Source organism: Rahnella variigena, from assembly GCF_003610915.1.
In the GTDB taxonomy this organism is placed as follows: Bacteria; Pseudomonadota; Gammaproteobacteria; order Enterobacterales; family Enterobacteriaceae; genus Rahnella; species Rahnella variigena.
In genome coordinates this window covers 957,107-980,849 of sequence record NZ_NSDJ01000001.1, presented here as the reverse complement: position 1 = coordinate 980,849, position 23,743 = coordinate 957,107, and the positions used below count along the sequence as shown (strand labels likewise).

The 23,743-nt window shown below is 52.0% G+C and carries 22 protein-coding genes; 12 read left to right on the top strand and 10 right to left on the bottom strand.

Annotation, left to right across the window (positions count from 1 at the left end; translation table 11 throughout):
* Window positions 1-44 precede the first annotated feature (44 nt).
* From rhmD to ftsY, 7 genes are all read right to left on the bottom strand, one after another.
* On the bottom strand, window positions 45-1,259 hold the full coding sequence (gene rhmD / locus CKQ54_RS04545) for an L-rhamnonate dehydratase (RefSeq protein WP_120162816.1): 1,215 nt from the start codon (window positions 1,257-1,259) through the stop codon (window positions 45-47).
* A gap of 17 nt (window positions 1,260-1,276) precedes the next feature.
* Window positions 1,277-2,179: a dihydrodipicolinate synthase family protein gene (locus CKQ54_RS04540; protein WP_279630526.1), complete on the bottom strand. Its 903-nt coding sequence runs from the start codon at window positions 2,177-2,179 to the stop codon at window positions 1,277-1,279.
* Between the two features lie 10 nt (window positions 2,180-2,189).
* On the bottom strand, window positions 2,190-2,960 hold the full coding sequence (locus CKQ54_RS04535; protein WP_244220167.1) for an IclR family transcriptional regulator: 771 nt from the start codon (window positions 2,958-2,960) through the stop codon (window positions 2,190-2,192).
* A gap of 256 nt (window positions 2,961-3,216) precedes the next feature.
* Complete coding sequence (rpoH, locus tag CKQ54_RS04530) at window positions 3,217-4,074, bottom strand: RNA polymerase sigma factor RpoH (RefSeq protein WP_112290541.1); 858 nt, start codon at window positions 4,072-4,074, stop codon at window positions 3,217-3,219.
* Window positions 4,075-4,392: 318 nt separating this feature from the next.
* Complete coding sequence (gene ftsX, locus CKQ54_RS04525; RefSeq protein WP_112290540.1) at window positions 4,393-5,373, bottom strand: permease-like cell division protein FtsX; 981 nt, start codon at window positions 5,371-5,373, stop codon at window positions 4,393-4,395.
* Window positions 5,373-6,035 (bottom strand): cell division ATP-binding protein FtsE, encoded by a 663-nt coding sequence (gene ftsE / locus CKQ54_RS04520; RefSeq protein WP_013577472.1) that lies wholly within the window; start codon window positions 6,033-6,035, stop codon window positions 5,373-5,375. The genes ftsX and ftsE overlap by 1 nt, the downstream gene beginning before the upstream one ends.
* A 5-nt stretch (window positions 6,036-6,040) precedes the next feature.
* A complete protein-coding gene (gene ftsY, locus CKQ54_RS04515) occupies window positions 6,041-7,582 on the bottom strand; it encodes a signal recognition particle-docking protein FtsY (RefSeq protein ID WP_120162782.1) in 1,542 nt (513 codons plus the stop codon).
* 226 nt (window positions 7,583-7,808) lie between these two features.
* On the opposite strand from ftsY, the gene rsmD reads away from it, so the two are divergent.
* The 4 genes from rsmD (at window position 7,809) to CKQ54_RS04495 (ending at window position 12,030) form a co-directional block, all read left to right on the top strand.
* Window positions 7,809-8,420 (top strand): 16S rRNA (guanine(966)-N(2))-methyltransferase, encoded by a 612-nt coding sequence (gene rsmD / locus CKQ54_RS04510; protein ID WP_112290537.1) that lies wholly within the window; start codon window positions 7,809-7,811, stop codon window positions 8,418-8,420.
* A 1-nt stretch (window position 8,421) separates the two neighbouring features.
* A complete protein-coding gene (locus CKQ54_RS04505) occupies window positions 8,422-8,700 on the top strand; it encodes a DUF1145 family protein (protein WP_013577475.1) in 279 nt (92 codons plus the stop codon).
* A gap of 220 nt (window positions 8,701-8,920) precedes the next feature.
* Window positions 8,921-9,547 carry a lysoplasmalogenase gene (locus CKQ54_RS04500; RefSeq protein WP_120162783.1) on the top strand — a complete coding sequence of 209 codons (627 nt, stop codon included), beginning with the start codon at window positions 8,921-8,923 and terminating at the stop codon, window positions 9,545-9,547.
* Window positions 9,548-9,672: 125 nt separating this feature from the next.
* Complete coding sequence (locus CKQ54_RS04495; protein ID WP_120162784.1) at window positions 9,673-12,030, top strand: zinc/cadmium/mercury/lead-transporting ATPase; 2,358 nt, start codon at window positions 9,673-9,675, stop codon at window positions 12,028-12,030.
* 51 nt (window positions 12,031-12,081) lie between these two features.
* Here the strand turns inward: CKQ54_RS04495 and tusA are convergent, their stop codons facing one another.
* Complete coding sequence (gene tusA / locus CKQ54_RS04490) at window positions 12,082-12,342, bottom strand: sulfurtransferase TusA (protein ID WP_120162785.1); 261 nt, start codon at window positions 12,340-12,342, stop codon at window positions 12,082-12,084.
* A 233-nt stretch (window positions 12,343-12,575) separates the two neighbouring features.
* On the opposite strand from tusA, the gene CKQ54_RS04485 reads away from it, so the two are divergent.
* The 3 genes from CKQ54_RS04485 to glpT all read left to right on the top strand — a co-directional run bounded on the left by CKQ54_RS04485 (window position 12,576) and on the right by glpT (window position 15,530).
* Window positions 12,576-13,247 (top strand): 7-cyano-7-deazaguanine/7-aminomethyl-7-deazaguanine transporter, encoded by a 672-nt coding sequence (locus CKQ54_RS04485; protein ID WP_112290530.1) that lies wholly within the window; start codon window positions 12,576-12,578, stop codon window positions 13,245-13,247.
* A gap of 124 nt (window positions 13,248-13,371) precedes the next feature.
* Complete coding sequence (locus CKQ54_RS04480) at window positions 13,372-13,938, top strand: DcrB family lipoprotein (protein WP_112290529.1); 567 nt, start codon at window positions 13,372-13,374, stop codon at window positions 13,936-13,938.
* Between the two features lie 239 nt (window positions 13,939-14,177).
* Window positions 14,178-15,530 (top strand): glycerol-3-phosphate transporter, encoded by a 1,353-nt coding sequence (gene glpT, locus CKQ54_RS04475; RefSeq protein WP_120162786.1) that lies wholly within the window; start codon window positions 14,178-14,180, stop codon window positions 15,528-15,530.
* Window positions 15,531-15,577: 47 nt separating this feature from the next.
* Here the strand turns inward: glpT and CKQ54_RS04470 are convergent, their stop codons facing one another.
* Window positions 15,578-16,654 (bottom strand): ABC transporter ATP-binding protein, encoded by a 1,077-nt coding sequence (locus CKQ54_RS04470; protein WP_120162787.1) that lies wholly within the window; start codon window positions 16,652-16,654, stop codon window positions 15,578-15,580.
* 102 nt (window positions 16,655-16,756) lie between these two features.
* Window positions 16,757-17,791 (bottom strand): LacI family DNA-binding transcriptional regulator, encoded by a 1,035-nt coding sequence (locus CKQ54_RS04465; RefSeq protein ID WP_120162788.1) that lies wholly within the window; start codon window positions 17,789-17,791, stop codon window positions 16,757-16,759.
* A 265-nt stretch (window positions 17,792-18,056) separates the two neighbouring features.
* Here CKQ54_RS04465 and CKQ54_RS04460 point away from each other — a divergent pair, with 265 nt between their 5' ends.
* The 5 genes from CKQ54_RS04460 to CKQ54_RS04440 are packed head-to-tail and all read left to right on the top strand — an operon-like array spanning window position 18,057 to window position 23,691.
* Window positions 18,057-19,319 carry an ABC transporter substrate-binding protein gene (locus CKQ54_RS04460; RefSeq protein ID WP_120162789.1) on the top strand — a complete coding sequence of 421 codons (1,263 nt, stop codon included), beginning with the start codon at window positions 18,057-18,059 and terminating at the stop codon, window positions 19,317-19,319.
* Window positions 19,320-19,323: 4 nt separating this feature from the next.
* Entirely contained in the window at window positions 19,324-20,193 is an 870-nt protein-coding gene (locus tag CKQ54_RS04455) for a carbohydrate ABC transporter permease (protein WP_120162790.1), read from the top strand.
* Between the two features lie 20 nt (window positions 20,194-20,213).
* Window positions 20,214-21,071: a carbohydrate ABC transporter permease gene (locus CKQ54_RS04450; protein ID WP_425272801.1), complete on the top strand. Its 858-nt coding sequence runs from the start codon at window positions 20,214-20,216 to the stop codon at window positions 21,069-21,071.
* 12 nt (window positions 21,072-21,083) lie between these two features.
* Window positions 21,084-22,634: an alpha-amylase family glycosyl hydrolase gene (locus CKQ54_RS04445; RefSeq protein ID WP_120162792.1), complete on the top strand. Its 1,551-nt coding sequence runs from the start codon at window positions 21,084-21,086 to the stop codon at window positions 22,632-22,634.
* A complete protein-coding gene (locus tag CKQ54_RS04440; RefSeq protein ID WP_167459661.1) occupies window positions 22,621-23,691 on the top strand; it encodes a glycoside hydrolase family 130 protein in 1,071 nt (356 codons plus the stop codon). The genes CKQ54_RS04445 and CKQ54_RS04440 overlap by 14 nt, the downstream gene beginning before the upstream one ends.
* Window positions 23,692-23,743: the final 52 nt, after the last annotated feature.

Sequence of the window (23,743 nt, the reverse complement as noted above, 5' to 3'; positions counted from 1 at the left end):
AACAGGCCGAAGTAAACGTTCGGATAAATAGTCTGTCGCAGAAATTAATGCTGATATGGGCGGGTTAATTTGCACTCAGGATTTAATTCCACCCCGAATCCCGGTTTATCCAGTACCGATTTATGAATACGTCCGTTCACCGGCACCGGCTCATTAAGCAGGATTGGCGCAAACTGCGCACGGGTGTGGTCAGCCTCAGGTGCAGTCATCAGGAACTCGCTGAAAGGCGTATTGGTGAAGGTAATCACCGCATGATGTGAATACACGGAGGAACCGTGCGGCACCACTAATTGCCCTTTCGCCTTGGCGATGGCGGCGATTTCCAGCAAGGTGGTGAGCCCGCCACACCAGCCCACATCAGGCTGCATGATATCGACGCCGGTTTCTGACAACGTCTGGAAAGACTCCAGCGTGCCGTGGTGTTCACCGGTGGTGACCATCATCCCGGCTGGCGCGTTGCGTTTGATTTCGCGGTAACCGTCATACTGTTGCGGCGGCAGACACTCCTCAATCCATTTGAGGTTATAAGGCGCACAGGCATGTGCTACTTTGGTAGCGAAATTAACGTCCATCGACATCCAGCAGTCAAGCATCAGCCAGAAATCCGGGCCGCATTTCTCGCGCATATCCGCCACCATAGCAGCCGTTTCACGCACGCCGTGGTCGCCATCATGCGGGCCAAAATGCGTCACCATTTTGCCGCCGATGAAGCCCATCTCTTTGGCCAGATCCGGACGTGAACCCGTGGCGTAGAATTGGATTTCATCGCGCACTGCGCCGCCGAGCAGTTTATACACCGGCAGTTGCGCACATTTACCGAACAGATCCCACAGCGCCAGGTCGACGCAGGAAATCGTATTCATCACCAGACCGCCGCTGCCGGCGTAGAACATCGTGGATCGCATCATCTGGTCGTGGATCAGTTTGATTTCTGAGACACAGCGTCCTTCAATAAAACGGTTGAGATGTTTTTCGACAATAAAACACCCCATTTCACCTGCCGTAGACACCGCAAAACCGGTGACGCCATTGTCGGCTTCTATTTCAACTACCAGCGTACCCAATACGTTAATACCGAATGACTGTCGGGATTGTTCATATTCTTTATATTTACTCATTGGCGTACAGACTTTATCGTCGATCCAGTGTTTTTCCTGCTGGTCATGATAATCCGCACCGCCACTGCCTTTTTCTGCGGTCGCGCCGCCCATGAAATATGCACGAATTTCTTTAATTTTAGGTAATGCTCTTGATTCCATCATAATGTAAACTCCGTTTATTTTATCAGGGTAAGGAGAGAGGTTATTTCTTTATTCAGGGAAAAGCTTAAATCATCTATCTTTTGCTTTATTTCATCCGAAAGCGGAATTTTATTTTCGCCCAACGGGAAACCACGTAATGACATGCCAAGTTTATATCCCAGCGGAAAAGGCAATGACGCCATCATCGACATCACGGGTAATGCGGCAAATTGTAATGCCTTTGATTGTTCCGTTTTTCCTTCGCTGAAGAGATCATAAATTTTACGCATCACTTCCGGCAAAACGCCTGCGGTCGCGGTCACGCTGCCGGTGGCTCCGGCACATAATGCGGAGAAGAAAAATTCTTCCCGGCCGGTCATCACAGCAAAATCTGCGTCTGCCTGCGGACAACAGGACAGCATTTTCATCATGCCGACGGCATCACCGCTGGAATCTTTAATACCGACAATATTCGGATGGGCTGCCAGTTCAGCGACACTTTCGGCACTTAACGGATCGGCGAAAAACGGGATGTTATACAGGCATAACGGCAGATTTACCGCGCTGGCAACCTGGCGAAAAACAGTGGTCAGCGTCGCAGCATCATAGTGATAAAACGAAGGCGGCATCAGCACGACCCCGCTGGCACCGGCGCGTTCTGCCGCATGTGCCAGTGCGATGCTTTCATCCGCCGTGGTCGCCGGGATCCCCGCCCAGACGGGGACACGTCCGGCAGTCTGTTCAACGACGGTTTCGACTACCGCACGCTTTTGCTCAACGTCCATATAACCGGCTTCGCCCACCGAACTCACCGGGAACAGAGCACTCAGGCCAGCCGCTATCTGAAAATCGACAATTTTGCGCAACATGTCCATGTCCGGCTTCCCTGCTTTCCAGGGGGTTAACATGGCGCTGATGACTCCTGAAGGTCGTAACATCATTGATTCCTTATGCTTTGTAGCCCAGATCCCTGGAGATTTCCCAGGCGGTTTTTTTTACCTTGTCAGCCAGTGCGTCGATATTTTCCGGCATGACATGCAAGGTGGTGCCCACGACGGAAATCGCTGCCGTGACGCGATGTGCTGCATTGAACACCGGCGCGCTGATACAGCGGATATTCGCCACATCTTCTTCATCATCGAAAGCCCATCCGCGCTGATGGATTTGCTGTAACGCCGTGCGCAGCTGCTGAGCACTGGTCAGCGAGTTGGGCAATACCGGGCTGAATTCCAGTGCAGCAATCAGTGCGTCCTGACGTTCACGACCGCACCAGGTCAGCAGGCATTTGCCCAGCGAAGAGCGGCACAGAGACAGGCGTTTTCCTTCCCAGGTGCGAACCTGAATATTCGACTGGCTTTCGACTTTGATCAGATAAATCGGCGTATCCCCGTCCAGCACGCCGAGATGGCAGAGCAGCCCGGTGTCGTGCATCAGTGCTTTCAGATGCGGGAGTGCGACATTGCGCAAATCGAGCTGGCGGGAAACCTGACTGCCCAGCTCCAGCAATCTGAGCCCGAGGCGGTAGTTACCGGAATTAGACTGGGTAACTAAACGCTGATTTTTCAGTTCCTCCAGCAGCAGATACACGGTGCTTTTGGGCATCCCCAGTTCACTGACCAGCTGGTTCGCGTTGCACTGTCCCTGCCGGAAAATGATGTCGAGAATGGCGACGGCGCGCGTCAGTGCCGGAACTTTTGATTTAGCGATTAATTCCATCATGCTGGAATCCATTCTGTTGAGATGGACAAGTTATAGAGGCAAAAATGAGCAGACGACAGGACGCTTGTGATCCTCTGTGATTGAGTTCTCTATAAAGTTGAATATTCCAACATACTGGAATAACCAGATGATTTAGAAGGGAAAATATTCAGAGTAATTCCAGTATGCTGGAATTAACAGGGGCGTTCAGAGGGGAATTTCAGGCATAAAAAAAGCGACCATAAAGGTCGCTTTTTCACTTCGGAAACTGCGTTTATCAGGCTTCGATTGCCACACGCAGTTTTTTCATCGCGTTCTTTTCCAGCTGACGAACACGTTCTGCGGATACACCGTATTTATCGGCAAGCTCCTGCAGAGTCGATTTGTTTTCGTCGTCTAACCAGCGGGCACGAATGATATCCTGGCTGCGCTCATCCAGACCTTCCATTGCAGAGGAAAGTTTGTCTGTCGCGTCCTGATCCCAGTTATCTTCTTCGATGGTTTCTGCAAAGTCAGAACTCTTGTCTTGCAGATACAGCATCGGTGCCATCGCAGCGCCGTCGCGTGGTTCATCGTCCGGGGTCGGATCAAACGTCATGTCCTGTGCGGCCATGCGTGATTCCATTTCCAGCACATCTTTGCTGGTTACACCCAGTTCGCGGGCAACGTGCTCTACTTCGTCGTGGCTGAACCAGCCCAGACGCTGTTTGTTTTTACGCAGGTTAAAGAACAGCTTACGCTGCGCTTTAGTGGTGGCGACTTTCACGATGCGCCAGTTACGCAGCACATATTCGTGAATTTCTGCTTTGATCCAATGCACGGCAAAGGACACCAGACGCACACCGACTTCCGGATTAAAACGGCGAACCGCTTTCATCAGGCCGATATTCCCTTCCTGGATAAGGTCTGCCTGTGGCAAACCGTAACCTGAATAGTTGCGGGCAATGTGAGCAACAAAGCGCAGGTGAGACAGGATCAGCTCTTTCGCTGCTTCCAGGTCACCGTCGTAATGCAGCCGTTCAGCCAGCGCCCGTTCTTCCTCTGCGGTGAGCATAGGATAGGCATTGGCGGCCCGAACATAGGCTTCCAGGCTACCTTGGGGTACTAATGCTAAAGTGCGCATTTCTTTGGTCATTCAAGCCTCTCATGTATGACGTAATGCAGGTTTTATACCACGTTGCTGCGGGATGATACCGCTACGTTGCTGGCCTTAAGGGGCGACAACAAAGCAACGCCGAGCCCTTCATATTCGCTGCTCTACGACCACGAATTTTACATAAAGTTCACGGACAGATTCAACAGTCTGATGACTGTATGTGACACACTGACTATTGGATAGTGAATTTGTGCCATTGCAGGGGAAGCAGGAAAATGATGGGACGATATAGCAAGAATCGGCTGTTCCCCTGTACACAAAGACTGAGCAGCAGGGGAACATTATAGCAAATTATCGCTACTGTGGTGTAAATCGCCGTAAATGTTGAACCGTCGCCAGCCAGGCTGCAATCCAGCCAATCATCGCGGACACGATCAGCAGCAGCAGGCTTTCATCCCAGCCCAAACCGTGCAGGTCAAAGGTGGTACCGAACACCTGCGCCACCTGGGTCACTACGCTCTCAAGGCGCAGCACCAGCACTTCCGAGAGGATCAGCGACAACAATGCGCCAGTGAAACCGAGCATCGCGCCGCCGTTCAGGAACGGTCTGAGAATGAACCCGTCGGTCGCGCCAATCAGCTTCATGACGTTGATGGTATCGCGTCGGCTGAAGATGCTCAGTCGCACACTGTTACCAATAACCAGGAAGACGGCGATCACCATCAGCACGCCGATCATCGCCGCAATCTGCCCGACCAGACCGGTCAGCGCCGCAAGACGGGCAAACCAGCTGTCATCCATACGCACTTCATCCACGCCATGTACGGCCGCCACGCGGTCGCGCAAGGTGTTGAGTGTCGCAGAATCCTGGAAATTCATTTTAGGCGTGATGATAGCCACCGCTGGCAGCGGGTTTTGCTCCAGCATGTCCATTGCGCCGCCAAAGCCAGACCAGTTGCGGAACTCGCCCATCGCTTCTTCACGGGACAGATAATTAACTTTATCTACGCCCGCTTCGGTTTTGAGGGTTTTCACCACGTTTTCTGCGGCGTCATCATCCAGCGCTTTGTCGAGATACACGGTCAGCTGCGGCGTCGGATACCACTGTTCAGCCGCGGTACTGACGTTTTTCCACACCAGATAACAGACACTCGGCAGCGTCAGGGAAATCGCGATGACCATCACCGTGAGCAGTGTTGCCAGCGGCTGACGCAGCATGTCAGCCAGCGCGTTCATCCACGCATAACGCCACTGTTCGCGCCAGCCACCCTGCAACGCTTTGCTTTTTGCAGCGCGGGCGCTTTTTGCAGTTTTCGCCGGGTTCGGACTGTTCGCCATTAGTACACCCCTCCCGACATACGCCCCTGACTCAGCGTCAGCGTGCGGTAATTACGACGGGCAATCAGACCCACATCATGCGTCGCCATCAGGACGGTGACGCCGACGCGGTTAAATTCTTCGAACAGACGCAAAATGCCTTCCGACAATTCGCCATCGAGGTTACCGGTCGGTTCATCCGCCAGCAGCACCGCAGGCTTGTTCACCACCGCACGGGCGATGCCCACACGTTGTTGTTCACCGCCGGAAAGCTGGATTGGCAGGTTCTTCGCTTTATCCAGTAATCCGACTTTATCCAGCGCAGCCGATACACGACGGCGGATATCTTCGCTGCTGGCCCCGGAAATGATCAGCGGCATCGCCACGTTGTCATACACAGTGCGATCCATCAGCAGATGGTGATCCTGAAAGATCATGCCGATCTGACGACGCAGGAACGGCACTTCGCTGGATTTCAGGCGGCTGATGTCATGGCCGCCAAACAAAATATGTCCGGCACTCGGGCGTTCAATGCCGCAAATCAGCTTGAGCAGGGTACTTTTACCCGCGCCTGAGTGTCCGGTCAGAAATGCCATTTCCGCTTGCTGGATGTGAAAGTTGACGCCCTGAAGCGCCTGTCGTCCGCCCAGATAAGCTTTACTGACCTGTTCAAAGCGAATCATCCGTATTAATCCTCTCGGGCAAAAAGTGCCTCAATAAAATCGTCTGCCTTAAACGGCCTTAAATCTTCGATACCTTCACCGACACCAATGTAGCGGATCGGAATGCTGAACTGATCGGCGATGGCAAAGATCACGCCGCCTTTCGCGGTGCCATCCAGTTTAGTCAGCGTTATCCCGGTCAGCCCGACGGCTTCGTTGAATAATTTCGCCTGACTCACCGCATTCTGGCCGGTGCTGGCATCGAGCGTCAGCATCACTTCATGCGGCGCATCTTCGTCGAGCTTCTTCATCACGCGGACGATTTTCTTCAGCTCTTCCATCAGGTGCGCTTTGTTCTGCAAACGCCCGGCGGTATCGGCAATCAGCACGTCGATATTACGGGCTTTCGCCGCCTGAATCGCATCGAAGATAACGGACGCGGAATCCGCACCGGTATGCTGTGCAATCACCGGGATCTTGTTGCGCTGACCCCAGACCTGCAACTGTTCAACAGCTGCGGCACGGAACGTATCGCCCGCCGCCAGCATCACAGATTTACCCTGTGCTTCAAACTGGCGCGCCATTTTACCGATGGTGGTAGTTTTACCGACGCCGTTTACGCCAACCATCAGAATGACATACGGGGTTTTCCCGCTGACATCCAGTGGCTCGTCAACTTTCGCCAGTATTTCGGACATTTCTTCCTTCAGCTTACCGTACAGCGCGTCAGCATCTTTCAGCTGTTTACGCGAAGCGTGTTCGGTCAGTGAAGCAATGATTTTACGGGTAGTTTCGACGCCAACGTCGGCGATCAACAGCTGTTCTTCCAGCTCTTCGAACAGATCGTCGTCGATTTTTTTACCGCGGAACAGGCCGACAAAACCAGAGCCCAGATTCTGCTTGGTTTTGACCAGACTGCGTTTCAGCCGCGCAAAGAAACCTTCTTTGGTCGGACGCTCCTGCTCAGTTTCACCGGCCGGTAAAACGACGATAGGATCCAGCGGCACCGGCAGCGGTTCTTCGGCTGCGACAGAATCGTCGACATAATCAATGGCATCGAGACGTTCGTCTTCGGCAATTTCTTCGCCCGATTCAGCAAATTCGTCTTCAGCAACAACTTCTTCAATCAGATCGTCTTCAGGCACCACTGGCTGCGCAGCAACCTGTTCGGTGATGTGAACAATTTCTTCTGCCAGTTCAGCGGCGGCCTGTTCGCGAACCGGTTCAGGTTCTTTCAGCGGTTCCGGCTCAATTTCTGGCTCAGGTTCCACTTCCGGTGCAGGTTCGACTTCTGGCTCAGGTTCGACTTCTGGCTCAGGTTCAACCACAGGTGCGATTTCTGCGGCAGATTCTGCGGAGGCTGCGGTATCCCATTCGCCAGGGTGCTGCTCAACCGGAACACCCGGCTCTTCGGCTAGCGGATGTTCTTCAACGACCGCATGTTCTTCAACAACAGACTGTTCTTCAATAACAGGCTGTTCTTCGCGGATTTCTTCCTTCTGCTGCTCTTCTTCCTGACGGCCACGGCCAAACCAGGAGAAGAAACCGCGTTTTTTATCTTTTGCCATTTTACAACTTCACTCCTCGCCGTTAATGACTGGCGAACGGATTATTAATAGGGTTATGGTCAGGCAGTCTATCACTTTCCCCTGCAGGCAACACGCCCGCGTATTGAATTCCGGTGGTTTTTCAATCGACAATGTTAAACATTTGCCCAATGGCCGCACACCGGTAGAATAGCCTTCCAAACGATATGCAACGAAGCCTGACGGCTTTGGATTACACAAGCGAACTATGGCAAAGAAACCCAACACTCCCGCCGCCGGCCAGATCCGAATTATTGGCGGACAATGGCGCGGACGCAAACTTCCGGTTCCACATAGCCCGGGACTGCGCCCGACCACCGATCGCGTACGCGAAACGCTGTTTAACTGGCTGGCGCCGGTTTTACAGGGCGCACATTGTCTGGACTGTTTTGCAGGCAGCGGCGCGCTCGGTCTGGAAGCCTTGTCACGTTATGCGGCCAGCGCCACACTGCTGGAGTTTGAACGCCCGGTTGCGCAACAGTTAGAGAAAAACCTGGCGCTGCTAAACGCCGGTGATGCGAAAGTATTTAACGTCAATACATTGAACTGGCTGGCAAAAGCCGGAAATGCCTTTGATGTGGTTTTCCTCGATCCGCCTTTCCGTAAAGGCATTCTGCAAGACACCCTGAACCTGCTGGAGCAAAACCAGTGGCTGGCGGATGAAGCCTGGATTTATGTCGAAACAGAAGCCGAGCACGGTACATTGGATGTGCCCGCCAGCTGGCGGCTGCACCGTGAAAAAGTCGCCGGACAAGTTGCTTATCGCCTCTACCATCGCGATGTGACGCCTGAAACCGGCTCACCAGAACAGGAGCAGTAAGATGTTGATCAATATTGGTCGGTTGTTGATGTTATGTATTTGGGCGTTTCTGGCGTTTAACCTGATCCACCCGTTCCCGAAGCCGATCAAATACTTTTTAGACGTGGCGATTGTGTTCATGTTCTTTATGCACGGCCTGCAGGTGATGCTGCTTAAAGCCACGCAGGGCAAGGAAAAGGACACCATCGGCCCGTGGCTGCAAACCCGCATCTTCCTGTTCGGCGTGTTCGAACTGATGGCGTGGCAGAAAAAACAGCCGCCGCTGCCCGCTAAAAAGTAATGCCTGTATTGTCGGCGCGTCAGGCGCCGTTCATTTCCTGCGTCGCCCCACAATTTTAAAACTGCGTTAATCAGACCCGTCGTTACGGGGATTTCTGATTGTCGCCGGTGTGCCCTCTCTCCTACACTGAAAGCAAGTACAGGAAAACAGGATGTGTTTTCCTGAAGGCAGATCCTTGCATCGGTTCCATGTTCTGTTCTTACATTTAAAAGGATAAACAATGAGTTGGCCATTCCTCGCAGTATTTTTCTCTGGCTGGTTATTCGTTGACGCCAGCTATCGCGGCCCGCGCTGGCAGCGCTGGGTGTTTAAACCCGTCACCTTACTGCTGCTGCTTTTGCTTGCCTGGCAGGCACCCACGCTCAATGTTTACAGCTACCTGATCCTGCTGGGACTGGCGGCGACGCTGGTGGCAGACGGCCTGTTGTTGCTGCCTGAAGAGCGGTTCATGTACGCCATCGGCGCGTTCTTCCTCTCGCATCTGCTGTATACGTTGAGTTTCGCCAGCCAGATGACCATTACCTTCTTCTGGCCGTTGCCACTGACGCTACTGATTATCGGCGCCATATTGCTGGCAGTGATCTGGACGCGGCTGTCCGAACTGAGATGGCCAGTGACCACTTACATTGCGATGACCCTGCTGATGGTCTGGCTGGCAGGCGAGCAGTATTTCGCGCGCAGTACCGACATGGCGTTTTCGCTGTTCTGCGGCGCGGTGCTGTTGCTGCTGGCGAATATTCTGTGGCTGGTCAGCCGCTATCGCTTCAAATTCCGTGCGGCAGACGCACTGGTCGCCGCCTGTTACTTTGGCGGTCACTTCCTGATCGTACGCTCACTTTATTTGTAATCTCCCGCAGAAAAACCCTTAAAGCGGAACCGTTCTGGTTCCGCTCAATCAAATCGCTTGACCTTAGAGCTGACTCCAGGGTTTACACTGGTCGTAATTCCACTCGGTTTCGAACCGGAGGCTTTATGATCCCAATGAAAAATAACAACAGCTGTAGCTGCGGATGTCAGGGCAAACGCGCGCCTGGACTGCATATCAACAAAATCGGCGCTATTGCCCAGTCCGGTACACATCCTGCCAGCTGTTGCAGTGATAATTCCCCGCTGGCGGCGTCGGCTTGTGCCACCACTTCTGACAGTTGCTGTGCGCCGAAGGCAGGTGAGCACTCACACACTTCTGATGACGGCAGCACAGAAGGTTCGCCGGGCGAAGATGACCCCAGCGCGCCGCCTTCAGGCACTCAGCAATACAGCTGGAAAGTGGAAGGTATGGATTGCCCGGCCTGTGCCCGCAAAATCGAAAATTCTGTTGCCGGTCTGGATGGCGTAAACCGCGCCAGAGTGCTTTTCGCGACAGAAAAACTGGTCATTGATGCCAGCCACGACATCTCACAAAACGTGATGCAGGCCGTGACCGGTGCAGGTTTTACCCTGCAATCCCTCGATAAAAATCAACATACTCCGCAACCGGAAGAGTCGCGCCTGAAAGAGGCGCTGCCGCTGATCGCCCTTTCGGTTCTGATGCTGCTGAGCTGGGTGCTCGACCATTTCAACCCGCAAATGGGTGAAATTGCGTTTATTGCCACCACACTGGTAGGACTGTGGCCGGTGCTTCGTCAGGCTATTCGCCAGACCCGTTCCGGCTCGCCTTTCGCCATCGAAACCCTGATGAGCATTGCCGCAATCGGCGCGCTGTTTATCGGTGCCACTGCCGAAGCGGCGATGGTGTTGCTGCTGTTTATGGTCGGCGAACGCCTTGAATCCTTTGCCGCCAACCGGGCGCGCAGCGGTGTGAAATCCCTGATGGCGCTGATACCCGATACCGCCGTCCGCGTAGTGAATGGTAAATCTGAAACCGTGCCGGTCAGCAGTTTGCGTCCCGGCGATGTTATCGAAATCGCCGCAGGCGCACGTCTGCCCGCCGATGCCATTTTGCAAGGCGCTGCCAGTTTCGATGAAAGTGCTCTGACCGGTGAGTCAGTACCTGTAGACCATCAGCCCGGTGAGAAAGTCCCGGCGGGCAGCCTTTGCGTTGACCGCCTCGCACGTCTGGAAGTGGCTTCCGCCCCCGGCAACAGCGCCATCGACCGCATCCTGCAACTGATCGAAGAAGCCGATGAACGCCGTGCGCCAATCGAGCGTTTCCTCGATACTTTCAGCCGCTATTACACACCGGTCATTATGCTGATGGCGCTGCTGGTGATTGTCGTTCCGCCGCTGGCAATGGGACTGTCGTGGGAAACCTGGATTTACCGCGGGCTGACTTTATTGCTGATTGGCTGCCCGTGTGCCCTGGTAATTTCAACGCCGGCTGCGATCACCTCCGGGCTGGCCGCGGCAACGCGTCAGGGCGCTTTAATCAAAGGCGGTGCAGCGCTGGAACAACTGGCGCTGATTCAAACCGTGGCGCTGGATAAAACCGGCACACTGACCGAAGGCAAGCCCGAAGTCACTGACGTTTTAATCCTGAACGGTGCCAGTGAAGGCGAAGTATTAAGTCTGGCCTCGGCGGTGGAAGAAGGTTCGCATCACCCGCTGGCACAGGCGATTTTAGCCCGTGCAAAAATCAGTAATCCGTTACCGCTCACGGCGCAGGATCGCCGTGCGCTGGCTGGTTCAGGCGTGGAAGGTCTCGTTTCAGGTCGCAAAATTCAGGTACTGGCACCAAAAAGCGTGACTGAAAACAGTCTGACAGCGGAAACCCTTACGCAAATTACTGACTGGGAATCCACCGGAAAAACCGTGGTGGTAGTGTTGCAGGAAAATAACGCGATCGGGCTGATTGCCATGCAGGATCGCCTGCGTGATGACGCGGCAGAGGCGTTGCAGAAACTGAAAGCACTCGGCGTTTCAGCAGTGATGCTGACCGGTGACAATCCGCGGGCAGCGAAAACCATCGCTGACCGGCTGGGCATTGATTTCCGTGCCGGTTTACTGCCTGCGGATAAAGTCTCGGCGGTCACCGCGCTGAATGCGCAAAAACCGGTGGCAATGGTCGGTGATGGCATTAACGATGCGCCGGCGATGAAAGCCGCGACTATCGGTATTGCGATGGGAAGCGGAACGGACGTCGCGCTGGAAACGGCGGATGCCGCGCTGACGCACAACCGTCTGAGCGGGCTGGCGCAGATGATCAGCCTGTCACGCGCCACGCGGGCGAATATCCGTCAGAACATCACGATCGCGCTGGGGCTGAAAGCGATTTTCCTGGTCACCACGCTGATGGGGCTGACCGGATTGTGGCTGGCCGTGCTGGCGGACTCCGGCGCAACGGCGCTGGTCACCGCCAATGCGCTAAGGCTGTTGCGCAATAAATCGAAATAAGCTTAATCGATGCGAACTTAATCGCAGCAGACAAGACTCAGGGCTGAGCTATCAGCCCTGTTTTTCGACTAAACCTTTGCACAATAAATAGCGATACGGCTGGCTTTCGGTATCCGACGCCAGCAGCGTATGTTCCATAAAACGGCAGAAACCGGGAATATCGCGGGTCGTTGCCGGATCATCGGCGATGATCAACAGCGTTTCGCCATCTTTCATGGTGCGTACCGCTTTGCGAACCATCATCACAGGTTCCGGGCAACGCAGGCCGAGCGCATCAAGCTGATGGTCGGGATTGATAAAGGGATCGGTCATTTCGTGTCTCAACATCTTCGGGCGCGGCAAAGCCTGATAGTTTAACCCGCTGGATTTCCCGCGCAACTGACACGGCTCATTGCGCTAAAATTAACCGTCAGATCTGTTGCGCAAACGGTGTGCAAACAGGTACTATGCGCGCCGCAAACCGCTAACGCCCCTGCGACAGCTTCAAGAACGCAGGGTATTTGGGTTCCCTCACCCCAATTTGTTCATAAAAAAAGGTCACATATATGTACTCCTTTACTGCTCAGCAGCGGTTTTCCGCGCTGATATGGCTTTCGCTATTCCACATTGCCATCATTACTTCCAGTAACTATCTGGTTCAGTTACCCGTCTCCATTTTTGGTTTCCATACAACCTGGGGCGCGTTCACCTTCCCGTTCATTTTTCTGGCTACTGACCTGACCGTCCGTATATTCGGCGCGCCGCTGGCACGACGGATTATACTTTCCGTGATGGTGCCTGCGCTGGCGATTTCCTATGTCATCTCGGCGTTATTCTTTGAAGCGCAATGGCAGGGAGCAGAAGCACTCAGCAGCCTGAATATCATGGTCGCGCGTATCGCTACCGCCAGTTTTATGGCGTATGTGCTGGGGCAAATTCTTGACGTTCACGTGTTTAACCGCCTGCGTCAGAACCGCCGCTGGTGGATAGCGCCGGTCGCCTCAATGTTCCTCGGCAATATCAGCGACACCCTGTCCTTCTTCTTTATCGCTTTCTACAAAAGTACCGATGCTTTTATGGCGCAGCACTGGGTGGAAATCGCGATGGTGGATTACACATTCAAAGTGCTGATCTGCCTGGTATTCTTCCTGCCGATGTACGGCATGCTGCTGAATATGCTGCTTAAGCGTTTATCCGCGCAGGGAAATAACCCGCATTCTGCCGTCCGCGTGCACTAAACTGTGAGCGGGGAAGACACAAATCGCGCCATAATCTGACTTGCTTTTGTGGCCTGAATAGGTTGCCATAAAGGCTGTTAAGTCAACATGTAAGCCTGGTTAACAGGCCACTTAAGGAAGCCCGATGCGTAATATCGCGAAAATGATGGGAATGGCAGTACTGATCGCTGGTCTGGCTGCGTGTGACGGTAAAACTACCGATGCACCTGCCGCAGATAAAGGTGCGCCAGCGGCCTCAGCAACGGCAGCGACCGTACCGGTCAGCCTGCTGGAAGGTAAAGTCACCTTCTCCCTGCCGCAGGGAATGAGCGACCAGAGCGGTAAGCTGGGCACTCAGGCAAACAATATGCATGTGTACGCTGACAGCACCGGTCAGAAAGCCGTGATTGTGATCCTGGGTGATAACACCACCGAATCGCTGGATGTTCTGGCGGGTCGTTTACAGGATCAGCAAAAAGCCCGTGATACCAATCTGCAGGTTGTGACCAATAAATCTATTCAGGTCAATGGCCAGACGCTGCAACAACTGGACACCGTAATCACTTCTGCGGGTCAGAAAGCCTACTCTTCCATCGTACTGGGCAAAGTTGACAGCCATTTGCTGACCCTGCAAATCACCCTGCCAGCGGATAATCAGCAGCAGGCGCAGACCGATGCAGAAACCATTATCAACACCCTGAAAATTCAATAAATCCAGAGGTATTGAAAATATCAGGCGGGGCTCAGGCTCCGCCTTTTTTTGTCTTATGCTGTTACTCAATCTCACAAACCCCGCCTCCGCTGTAATAAAAATGTAACATTCCCGTCATAAATCACAGTTCGTTTGTGCGCGAATAGCTAAAATGATGTTCGTTTTGGAACACACCGGCTTCGCCATTTCGTTCGTGGCTCACGATGAGTCCCACCTGATTTATGCCATCGGAGGCATTTATGCTCAGTATCTTTAAACCCGCGCCCCACAAAGCTCCTGTTGATGAGGCCCACGTCGATCCGCTCTACCGCCGTCTCCGCTGGCAAATCTTTATGGGGATATTCTTCGGTTATGCGGCCTACTATCTGGTGCGCAAAAATTTCGCACTGGCCATGCCTTATCTGATTGATCAGGGCTTTTCCCGTGGAGACCTCGGGTTTGCGCTGTCCGGGATTTCCATTGCTTACGGCATATCAAAATTCATTATGGGGTCGGTGTCTGACCGCTCGAATCCGCGTGTTTTCCTGCCCGCGGGTTTAATTCTGGCTGCGGCGGTGATGTTGTTTATGGGCTTCGTGCCGTGGGCAACATCGAGCATTGCCATCATGTTTGTGTTGCTGTTCCTCTGCGGCTGGTTCCAGGGAATGGGCTGGCCGCCGTGCGGTCGCACCATGGTTCACTGGTGGTCGCAGAAAGAACGCGGCGGCGTGGTGTCGGTATGGAACTGTGCGCATAACGTCGGTGGCGGTATTCCTCCGCTGCTGTTCCTGCTGGGCATGGCGTGGTTTAACGACTGGCATGCGGCGCTGTATATGCCAGCCTTCGGCGCGATCCTGCTGGCGGTATTTGCCTTCATGACCATGCGCGATACGCCGCAATCCTGCGGCCTGCCACCAATTGAAGAATACAAAAACGATTACCCGCCGGACTATGTGAAAGAGTCAGCCGAACAGGAACTGACGGCGAAACAGATTTTCATGCAGTACATTTTGCCGAACAAATTGCTGTGGTATATCGCGCTGGCTAACGTTTTTGTTTATCTGCTGCGCTACGGGATCCTGGACTGGTCACCGACTTACCTGAAAGAAGTGAAGCATTTTGCTCTGGATAAATCCTCGTGGGCGTATTTCCTTTATGAATACGCAGGGATCCCCGGCACGCTGCTGTGCGGCTGGATGTCGGACAAAGTGTTTAAAGGCAACCGCGGCGCGACCGGTGTGTTCTTCATGGTGCTGGTGACTATCGCCACCGTCGTTTACTGGCTGAATCCGGTCGGCAATCCGGGCATTGATATGGCCTGTATGATCACCATCGGCTTCCTGATTTACGGGCCTGTGATGCTGATAGGTTTACATGCACTGGAACTGGCACCGAAGAAAGCGGCCGGAACTGCGGCAGGATTCACCGGGCTGTTTGGTTATCTGGGCGGCTCGGTCGCGGCCAGCGCCATTGTCGGCTATACCGTGGATTACTTTGGCTGGGACGGCGGGTTTATCGTGATGATTGCCGGTTGTGTGCTGGCCGTTGTGTTGCTTTTACTGACCATGCTCAGCGAGAACAAACACAAAGCGCAACTGAGAAAAAATGCCTGATTGGTTTTGATGTTCGTCGAAAGGCACCGAAAGGTGCCTTTTTTGTTTTACACAGCTTCAGAAGGGATCCGTCTGCCCGCTTCATCAAACAGTAAAATACTGGCGGCATTAAATCCAAAACTGAGCGGCGTATTTTTAGCAAAAGAGAGCTGTTTTGACGATTTCATTTTCAGGATGTGCTCGCCGAAACGCGCGTATACCAGCGTAGAATCGCCCTGTAATTCAGTGAAATCGACTAAAACGTCAAATGCGTGTTCCGTCGCTTCATTCAGGCGCAACAGCTCAGGGCGGATCGCCAGCGACACGGTTTGTCCATCCTGCGCCGCGGGGAATTTATTGCCCAGAGGAAACATCGGCTGCCCGTCAATACACAACTGGCGGCCAGTCACCTGCGCGGGGATCACATTGATTTTCGGCGTACCGATAAAACCGGCAACAAACAAACTGGCCGGACAGTTGTAGAGTTCAACCGGCGAACCAATCTGCTCAATATTACCCTGATTAAGCACCACAATCCGGTCCGCCAGCGTCATGGCCTCGACCTGATCGTGGGTCACGTAAATCATGGTGTTTTTCAGGCGTGCATGCAGCTGACTGATTTCCTGACGCATCTGAACGCGCAGCGCGGCATCGAGATTCGACAGCGGTTCATCAAACAAAAATACTTTCGGCTGCTGAACGATAGAGCGCCCGATGGCGACGCGCTGACGCTGCCCGCCGGAAAGATTTTGCGGCAACCGGTCGAGCATCTCGTCCAGCCGCAGGATCAGAGCCGCTTCGCTGATGCGTCGGGCGATTTCAGCCGGTGGCGTTCGGATATTCTTCAGACCAAACGCCAGATTCTGCCTGACGGTCATGTGCGGATAAAGCGCGTAGGATTGAAATACCATCGACAGACCGCGCTTTCCGGCGGGCAACTCCGTCACGTCAGTGTCCTCAATGTGGATGGTCCCGTCGCACAGCCCATCCAGCCCGGCAATCATGCGCAGCAATGTTGATTTACCACAGCCCGACGGCCCTACCAGAACCAGAAACTCACCGGAACGGATCTCCAGAGTTAAATCGGGGATCACGGCTGTTTTGCCATAGTATTTTTTGACGTTTTTTAGCGTTAAGCCTGACATAGCGTTGTCCTTTGAAACAAAAAGATGCGCGGTTACGCCCCGGAAAAGGCGAGCAGTATTCCGCCAACATCGGTCATTGCGTCCTGATGGCCCCGCCAGATTTCAGGTAGAACCACGTATAATTAACCTAAACTCCAGGTCGTGGTGAATATTGGTTTTACCTTCCAGCAACAGGGCTGCGGCTATTTCACCTTTTTTAACCGGGTCCTGCGAGATTGTCGTGAGCCCGATCTCATTCACTGGCCGGGGAATATTATCAAAACCAGTAACGGCTATATTTCCCGGAACAGATAGCCCGCTTTTCCGGCAATAATTAATGGCACCCTGCGCGAAGCGGTCGGACAGGCAAATAAACGCGGTGATATCGGGATTACTTATCAGTAATTCCCTGGCAGCTATTTCGCCAAATGTTTCATGATGGTTCGTTTCGCAAAGAAAGCATTTATTCAGATCAATATTCCATTCCCGGAAAGTTGCCACGCAGGCATTCACACGGGTAATCATCACCTGATTATCACCGGAAATACTCTGACTCAATGGCATCACTCCTTTTCGTCCCTGAAGAGAAGGGAATGAAATAATCCCAAATTCACGGTGCCCTTTTTCCAGCAGGTGCAGACAGATTTCCCTCATCGCCCTGTCGTTATCAATAGATACGCTGCTGTGCGAGGGAATTTTAAAATCCGTAGTCACCACGGGTAGATTTTTGGACAACGCTTTGGCGATGATCTGATCATTATTGTGTGTCGCATTAAGGATATAGCCATCTACAGCCGTATTGATGACACTGGCCCGCGCGCCCTGCCCGTTATGCAACGGGATCAGGATAATGCTGACTCCTTTTCGGTCACATTCACCGGCGATGCCTTGCATAAGCTGCACGTCATGACTGTCTGTAAACACATAGCTGAGCGTGTCATTAAAAATAATCCCGATGGCATTCGATTTCCCGGTACGCAATGCCCGACCAAGATTGTCAGGCCCGTAGAAATTAACGGAATGCGCATAATCGATTATTCGTTTTCTTAATGATTCTGACAGTTTTCCCGGATTATTAAATGCATTCGACACCGTGGTGTGCGTCACGCCTAATTCGCGGGCAATTGACTTTAACGTTATCTTACTCAGCTTACACACTCCTGAATGCGGTGAATAAAGGAAGCCCTGCCTCTGAAATGCAATAAATTATCCCACATATACTCACAGCCAACAGGCTATTGCAACGATTATAAAAATAAAGTTTAACGTTAAACAAAATCATTTATGTGACTGTAATAACGTTTATTCAATGATTGTCCATGCTAGCGTTTAAATAGACGTTAATTCATAAAAAAATAATATGAATAACCATTAAATATAATTTCGCATTATGACTAATAACCTAATAGAAACGGGAAATAGCATGAAAATAATGAAACTGGCTGCTATTGCAGGTATCACGTTATTTCTTTCGGGCTGTGGCCCTGATGAAAAAGACCAAACCAGCATTAAAATGTGGGTCGCGCCGAATATTACGCAGGAAGTATATTGGGGTGAAATCGTTAAAGAATGGAACAGCAACCCGGCCAACCGGAAAGTAGAATTCACCTCAATACCGGCGGCAGGAAGTTCTGAAGAAGCCATCATGAATGCGCTGGCGTCGGGTACAGAGCCAGACATTTCGACCAATATTTTTATCGGCTTTGCTAAGCAGTTATCCGAACTTAAGCAGCTCACTGATTATTCCAAAATGCCCGGTTTTCAGACACTGACAGAAACCCGTCATATGGGAAAAACGATTTCAAACTGGCAGTTCGACGGACAGCAGACGGTCATCCCCATTTACATCAGCCCAGTTCTCTACTGGTGGCGCAGTGATCTGCTGACAGCTCAGGGTTTTGACCACGTTCCGACCTCTTATGACGAAATTTACACGCTTTCAGAACGTATCGCGCTCACTCAGAAGGGTTACAGCCTGCAACTGACCAGCGGTAAAAACTGGTGGGATCGCTGGTTCGACTTTATTCCGCTGTATTACGCCGCCGCGGGTGGCCGCCCGTATATTCAGGATAATAAATCGGCTTTCGATAATGAGTCCGGTCTGGAAGCACTGAATTTCATGGCGAAAATGTTTGCCAATAAGTGGACCAGCTACGATTTCACAACCGCAGACGATCCTCTGGCGGCGGGAATGGTGCTGGGAGCCATGCGCGGGCCCTGGGATATCGAACGTTATCAGAAACAATTCCCTGAAGTACTGAAAGAGATCCGTATCGGCCCAATGCCGACTCAGTCTGGCGCGCCGGGTGCAAATACCATGGCCGACAGCAAAGGGATCGTGATGTTCAGTACCTCGAAAGTGCAGAACGACGCCTGGAAATTTATTCAATGGGTATACAGCGACCCGAAACACGATCTGCGCTGGCTTGAACTGACAGGTATGCCTCCGGCCAGAGAAGATTTGCAAAGTAATCCGGTGTTCAGCGACTACCTGCAACAGCATCCGCTGGTGAATGACATCGTCTCCTACGTCCCGAAAGCTGTGCCGCCTGCCGCCGTCACGAAAACGGTCGAAGTCCAGCGCACGATGACCCAAATGATTGAAAAACTGATGTTTGAAAACAACTCAGTGCCGGACGCGCTGCACCAGTCTTCGCAAGAGATTGACAAAATACTGGAACAATAAAGCGATGATTAAACTGAAAGAGTCCACCACAGGAGGCCTTCTGGCCTCCACTTACCTCGGATATTCTCTGGTATTCTGGCTTTATCCTTTTATCTGGTTAGCGGTACTGAGCTTTACTGACTGGAAATTTATTGGCACGCCCTCTTTTAATGGCGTGAAGAATATTATTGCCGTCATGCAGAATCCTTTGTTCTGGACAGCAATGTATAACGTATTTAAATTTCTGGCTTACTATCTGCCGATTGTTTTGGTGTCTTCATTATTATTCGCCTTCGGTTTAAGGAAACTAAAATATGGCAAAGCCTTTGTTGCCCTGAGTTTCCTGCTCGCCAATGTTTCATCCGGCGTGGCGTATTCTATTGTATTTTCCAAACTGTTGAGTGAAACAGGCCCCATAAATGCCTTTCTGATGAACACAATGGGTATTAATGTTCCGTGGTTTACCCATCCGGATTTTGCCATGTTATCTGTTGCTCTTATTATCACATGGAAATTTGTTGGCTACTACGGCCTGATTTTTTATTCCGGACTGATTACGATTCCGAAAGATATTTACGATGCGGCAGACCTCGATAAAACCAGCGGCCCCGGAAAAATATGGCATATCACATTGCCCCTGATGAATGCGCAGATCGTCATGGTGCTGGTTCTGGCGATCACAGTCGCGTTCAGTATTTTCACCGAACCCTATCTCATCACCGGCGGCGGTCCGCTGCAAAGCACCACCACGCCAATGGTAGTGATGTATGAAGCCGCGTTCCGGCAGATGCAGCCAAGCTGGGCCGCCACCATGTCAATTATTGTCGCCGTATTCAGCTTCTCACTGATCTGGATATTGCGCCGGTGTCTGGAAAAGAAAATCGAGATCGTATGATGAAGACTAAAACTGCACAGATGCCGACAGCCTCTCCTGTGCAAAAATATTCGCTGAAAAGAACACTCAGTTCTGTGGTGATCCATCTGCTGATGTTTGTGCTAGCCATCACCTGGTTATATCCCTATTTATGGATGCTAATCGGTTCTTTTAAAAACACCGCTGATATTTATACCACTTCGCTTTTTTCCGGCCCGCTGTCTTTCGATAATTATACTTTCCTGTTCGACGGCAGCGGTAAAGCGGAAAAACCCTTTCTTCGCACGTTGTTTAATTCCATTTTCATTACATTAACCATTACAGTGTGCGTCACACTGAGTTCCTGTTTAATAGGTTATGCGCTGGCAAAAATGGAATTCAAAGGCCGGAATACTTTTAAAAACCTGCTGATCTTGCAAATGGTTTTCCCGGCATTCATGTTTATTATTCCGCATTTTGTACTTATGCGGGAACTCGGCATGCTTAATTCGTATGGCGCACTTATTTTACCGTTTGTCATGAATGGCTGGGGTATTTTTATGATTTCCCAGAGTTTTAAAGGCACGCCCAATGACTATATTCATGCCGCGCGATTAGATCACGCCGGTCTTTTCAAAATTCTGTTCCATGTCATGTTGCCTCTCAATAAATCCATTCTGGCTATCGTCGCGATATTTACCTTCACCAGCGCCTGGGACAATTTCCTCTGGCCGCTGATTGTTATGCAGGACGCTAACAAAATGCCGCTTTCCGTTCTGCTGGCGACGTTCAGTAAATCTTACAGCGTCTATGTCGGCCCGATTCTGGCGGGGTCGGTGGTACAAACTTTGCCGATCGTCGTCTTGTTTATCCTCTTCAGGAAGCATTTCCTGGAAGGGATGTCGCTTTCACTTAAATAACAGGCATGAATGATGAATAACCTGAAAACAGCGCAGGAACGGGTATTTTATCAGGTGTATTTGCCGTCTTTCTGCGACGGTAATACGGACGGATTGGGCGATTTTCAAGGTCTGATTTCTAAGCTGGATTATCTGGCTGAGCTGGGCATTGGCGGTATCTGGGTGACGCCTTTTTACCCGTCTCCGCTGGTGGATAATGGCTATGACATCAGCGACCACTGCGCTGTTGATCCGCGTTTTGGCACGTTAGCGCTTTTTGATGAACTGATTGCAGCCTGTCATCAGCGCGACATTTTGCTGGTGATCGACGTGGTTATTAATCACGTGTCAGATCAGCATCCTTGGTTTCAGGCAGCGCTCAGCCAGCCTGGCAGCCCTTTCCGCGACTTCTTTTTCTTTCGTGAGCAAACTAATAACTGGACCTCTTTCTTCGGCGGTTCAGCCTGGACACAGGAGCCTGGCGGAAAGGCCAGTTACTACCATAAATTCTCGCCTCAGCAGGTTTGCCTCAACTGGTCTCAGCCTGCCGTTGAGCGTGAGATTAAAAAAATCTTCGATTTCTGGATAGCCCGCGGCGTCGACGGTTTCCGTTTTGACGTGATTAATTTTCTGACCACCGATGGCATCGGGGAAGATCACCCGCCAGCCGAAACGGGCGCAGAGCCACCTCATGAAAAAGATATCAATCAGCCCGGTGTGCTCGATGTAGTGAAGCGCCTGTGCCGCCATATCCGTGCACAAGGGGAATTCCTGCTGATTGGCGAAGTGGGCAGTGAAGTATTGCCGGTGATGGCGCCTTATCAGGGTGCGGAGCTGCTGGACGTGGTCTTCAATTTTAATCTTGGCAGCCAGAAACACTTCGATATCACCGCGATCTTCGCCGAAATGCAGGCTATGGAAGCCACGCTGCCCGGCTTACCGACGCTGTTTTTTTCCAGCCATGATATGTCACGCATGATCAGTCGCTTCGGTGAATCCTCCCGGGATGTTCCCCGTGCGGTGGCCGTTTTCGCCCTGCAAATGACCGCCCGTGGTCTGCCTTTCATCTTTCAGGGTGAGGAAATCGGCATGACGGATTTTGTCCCGCAGAATTTGCAGCAAATGCGGGATATTCAGGGCATCACTCAATATCACACCGCAATTTCACAAGGCATGGATGAAGAGCAAGCACTTACTTATGCATTGCCTTTCTGCCGCGATGCCTCCCGCTTACCCGTTCCCTGGACGCCAGCCATTAACAGCGAAGGGCAAATAAACGTCGCGGCCGAGAGTAAGTGCTCACATTCAATTTTTGGCGCGTATAAACAACTGATTGCGCTGAGAAATACCCATCCGGCGCTTCAGCGTGGTCGCTATGAGTACCTCACGCTGTTTAAACAATGCCTGATATTCCGCCGCTTTCTGAAAGGGGAATGTCTGGAAGTGATGATCAATTTCGGCGCGACGGTCGTCAACGTAGGTTATGGCGATGGCAATCCCGTCTTGTTCGGCGCGGATGAACCGCTGCTGGAAAAAAACCAAATTCTTATCAAAAAGGTAAACCATGAAAATACTCAGAAGTGATAAAAATCCGCTGTTAACACCTGCCGATATCATCCCTTCCCAGCCCGGCTGGAAGGTCGATTGTGTATTTAATGCAGGCGTGTGTTCGTATCAGGATGAAACCCTGCTACTGCTTCGTGTTGCGGAAAGCGTGGTCTCAACGGACGCCAATTGTCTGGAAGTACCGCTTCTGGTGAACCGGCAAAATACCTGGCATCCGGGCACTAAACGTTTTCAACGGGACGACCCGGCCTATGACTTCAGTGACCCCAGAATGATTGCACTGAAAGCCGATCCTTCGGTTATCTGGCTGACCTCCATGTCGCATCTGCGGTTAGCGAGAAGTCAGAATGGTGAAGATTTTATTGTGGATACTCAGCCATTTTTAACCGCCGATACGCAATATGAGCAATTCGGCTGCGAAGATCCGCGAATTACGCTGATAGACGGTGTTTACTACATTAACTATTCGGCCATTTCGCCGTATGGCATTTCTACCGCACTGGCGACCACCACCGATTTTATTGCTGTGGAAAAACAAGGCGTGATTTTCTGCCCGGATAACCGCGACGTGTGTTTCTTCCCGGAAAAAATTAACGGCAAATATCAGGCGCTGACCCGTCCTTCGCCCAAACATTTTGGTAAGCCGGAGATCTGGATCTGTGAATCCCCGGACATGCTGCACTGGGGCAATCATCGCCATTTACTCGGCAGCGCGTCCGGCGACTGGGATGCGCTGAAACTGGGCGGTGGCGCCCCGCTGATGAAAACGGCACGTGGCTGGTTACAGATTTATCACGGCGTGGATAAAGATCAGCGCTATTGCCTCGGCGCCATGCTGCTCGACTTGCATAATCCATTGAAAATTATCGCCAAATCCTCAGCGCCGCTGCTACAACCGGAAGCGATTTACGAGAGAGAAGGATTCTTTGGCAACGTAGTCTTTACCTGCGGCGCGCTACTTGAAAAGGACACGCTGAAAATTTACTACGGGGCCGCCGATGAGTGTATTGCGCTGGCGACAATGCCGCTGGCGGATTTGTGGCAACATCTGGGCATTTCAGTAAGTGCAGATTAGGCAGGATCAGAGGCGGGAACCACCAAAGCAGAGTGAATACCCTGCTTTGGTT

Coding starts and splice junctions, on each gene's coding strand:
- CKQ54_RS04485 (WP_112290530.1), top strand. CDS start 12,576: ATGTACTCCTTTACTGCTCAGCAGCGGTTTTCCGCGCTGATATGGCTT.
- rsmD (WP_112290537.1), top strand. CDS start 7,809: ATGGCAAAGAAACCCAACACTCCCGCCGCCGGCCAGATCCGAATTATT.
- ftsY (WP_120162782.1), bottom strand. CDS start 7,582: ATGGCAAAAGATAAAAAACGCGGTTTCTTCTCCTGGTTTGGCCGTGGC.
- CKQ54_RS04495 (WP_120162784.1), top strand. CDS start 9,673: ATGATCCCAATGAAAAATAACAACAGCTGTAGCTGCGGATGTCAGGGC.
- CKQ54_RS04445 (WP_120162792.1), top strand. CDS start 21,084: ATGAATAACCTGAAAACAGCGCAGGAACGGGTATTTTATCAGGTGTAT.
- CKQ54_RS04500 (WP_120162783.1), top strand. CDS start 8,921: ATGAGTTGGCCATTCCTCGCAGTATTTTTCTCTGGCTGGTTATTCGTT.
- CKQ54_RS04505 (WP_013577475.1), top strand. CDS start 8,422: ATGTTGATCAATATTGGTCGGTTGTTGATGTTATGTATTTGGGCGTTT.
- glpT (WP_120162786.1), top strand. CDS start 14,178: ATGCTCAGTATCTTTAAACCCGCGCCCCACAAAGCTCCTGTTGATGAG.
- tusA (WP_120162785.1), bottom strand. CDS start 12,342: ATGACCGATCCCTTTATCAATCCCGACCATCAGCTTGATGCGCTCGGC.
- rhmD (WP_120162816.1), bottom strand. CDS start 1,259: ATGGAATCAAGAGCATTACCTAAAATTAAAGAAATTCGTGCATATTTC.
- CKQ54_RS04535 (WP_244220167.1), bottom strand. CDS start 2,960: ATGATGGAATTAATCGCTAAATCAAAAGTTCCGGCACTGACGCGCGCC.
- CKQ54_RS04470 (WP_120162787.1), bottom strand. CDS start 16,654: ATGTCAGGCTTAACGCTAAAAAACGTCAAAAAATACTATGGCAAAACA.
- CKQ54_RS04455 (WP_120162790.1), top strand. CDS start 19,324: ATGATTAAACTGAAAGAGTCCACCACAGGAGGCCTTCTGGCCTCCACT.
- CKQ54_RS04460 (WP_120162789.1), top strand. CDS start 18,057: ATGAAAATAATGAAACTGGCTGCTATTGCAGGTATCACGTTATTTCTT.
- rpoH (WP_112290541.1), bottom strand. CDS start 4,074: ATGACCAAAGAAATGCGCACTTTAGCATTAGTACCCCAAGGTAGCCTG.
- CKQ54_RS04450 (WP_425272801.1), top strand. CDS start 20,214: ATGCCGACAGCCTCTCCTGTGCAAAAATATTCGCTGAAAAGAACACTC.
- ftsE (WP_013577472.1), bottom strand. CDS start 6,035: ATGATTCGCTTTGAACAGGTCAGTAAAGCTTATCTGGGCGGACGACAG.
- CKQ54_RS04480 (WP_112290529.1), top strand. CDS start 13,372: ATGCGTAATATCGCGAAAATGATGGGAATGGCAGTACTGATCGCTGGT.
- CKQ54_RS04540 (WP_279630526.1), bottom strand. CDS start 2,179: ATGTTACGACCTTCAGGAGTCATCAGCGCCATGTTAACCCCCTGGAAA.
- ftsX (WP_112290540.1), bottom strand. CDS start 5,373: ATGGCGAACAGTCCGAACCCGGCGAAAACTGCAAAAAGCGCCCGCGCT.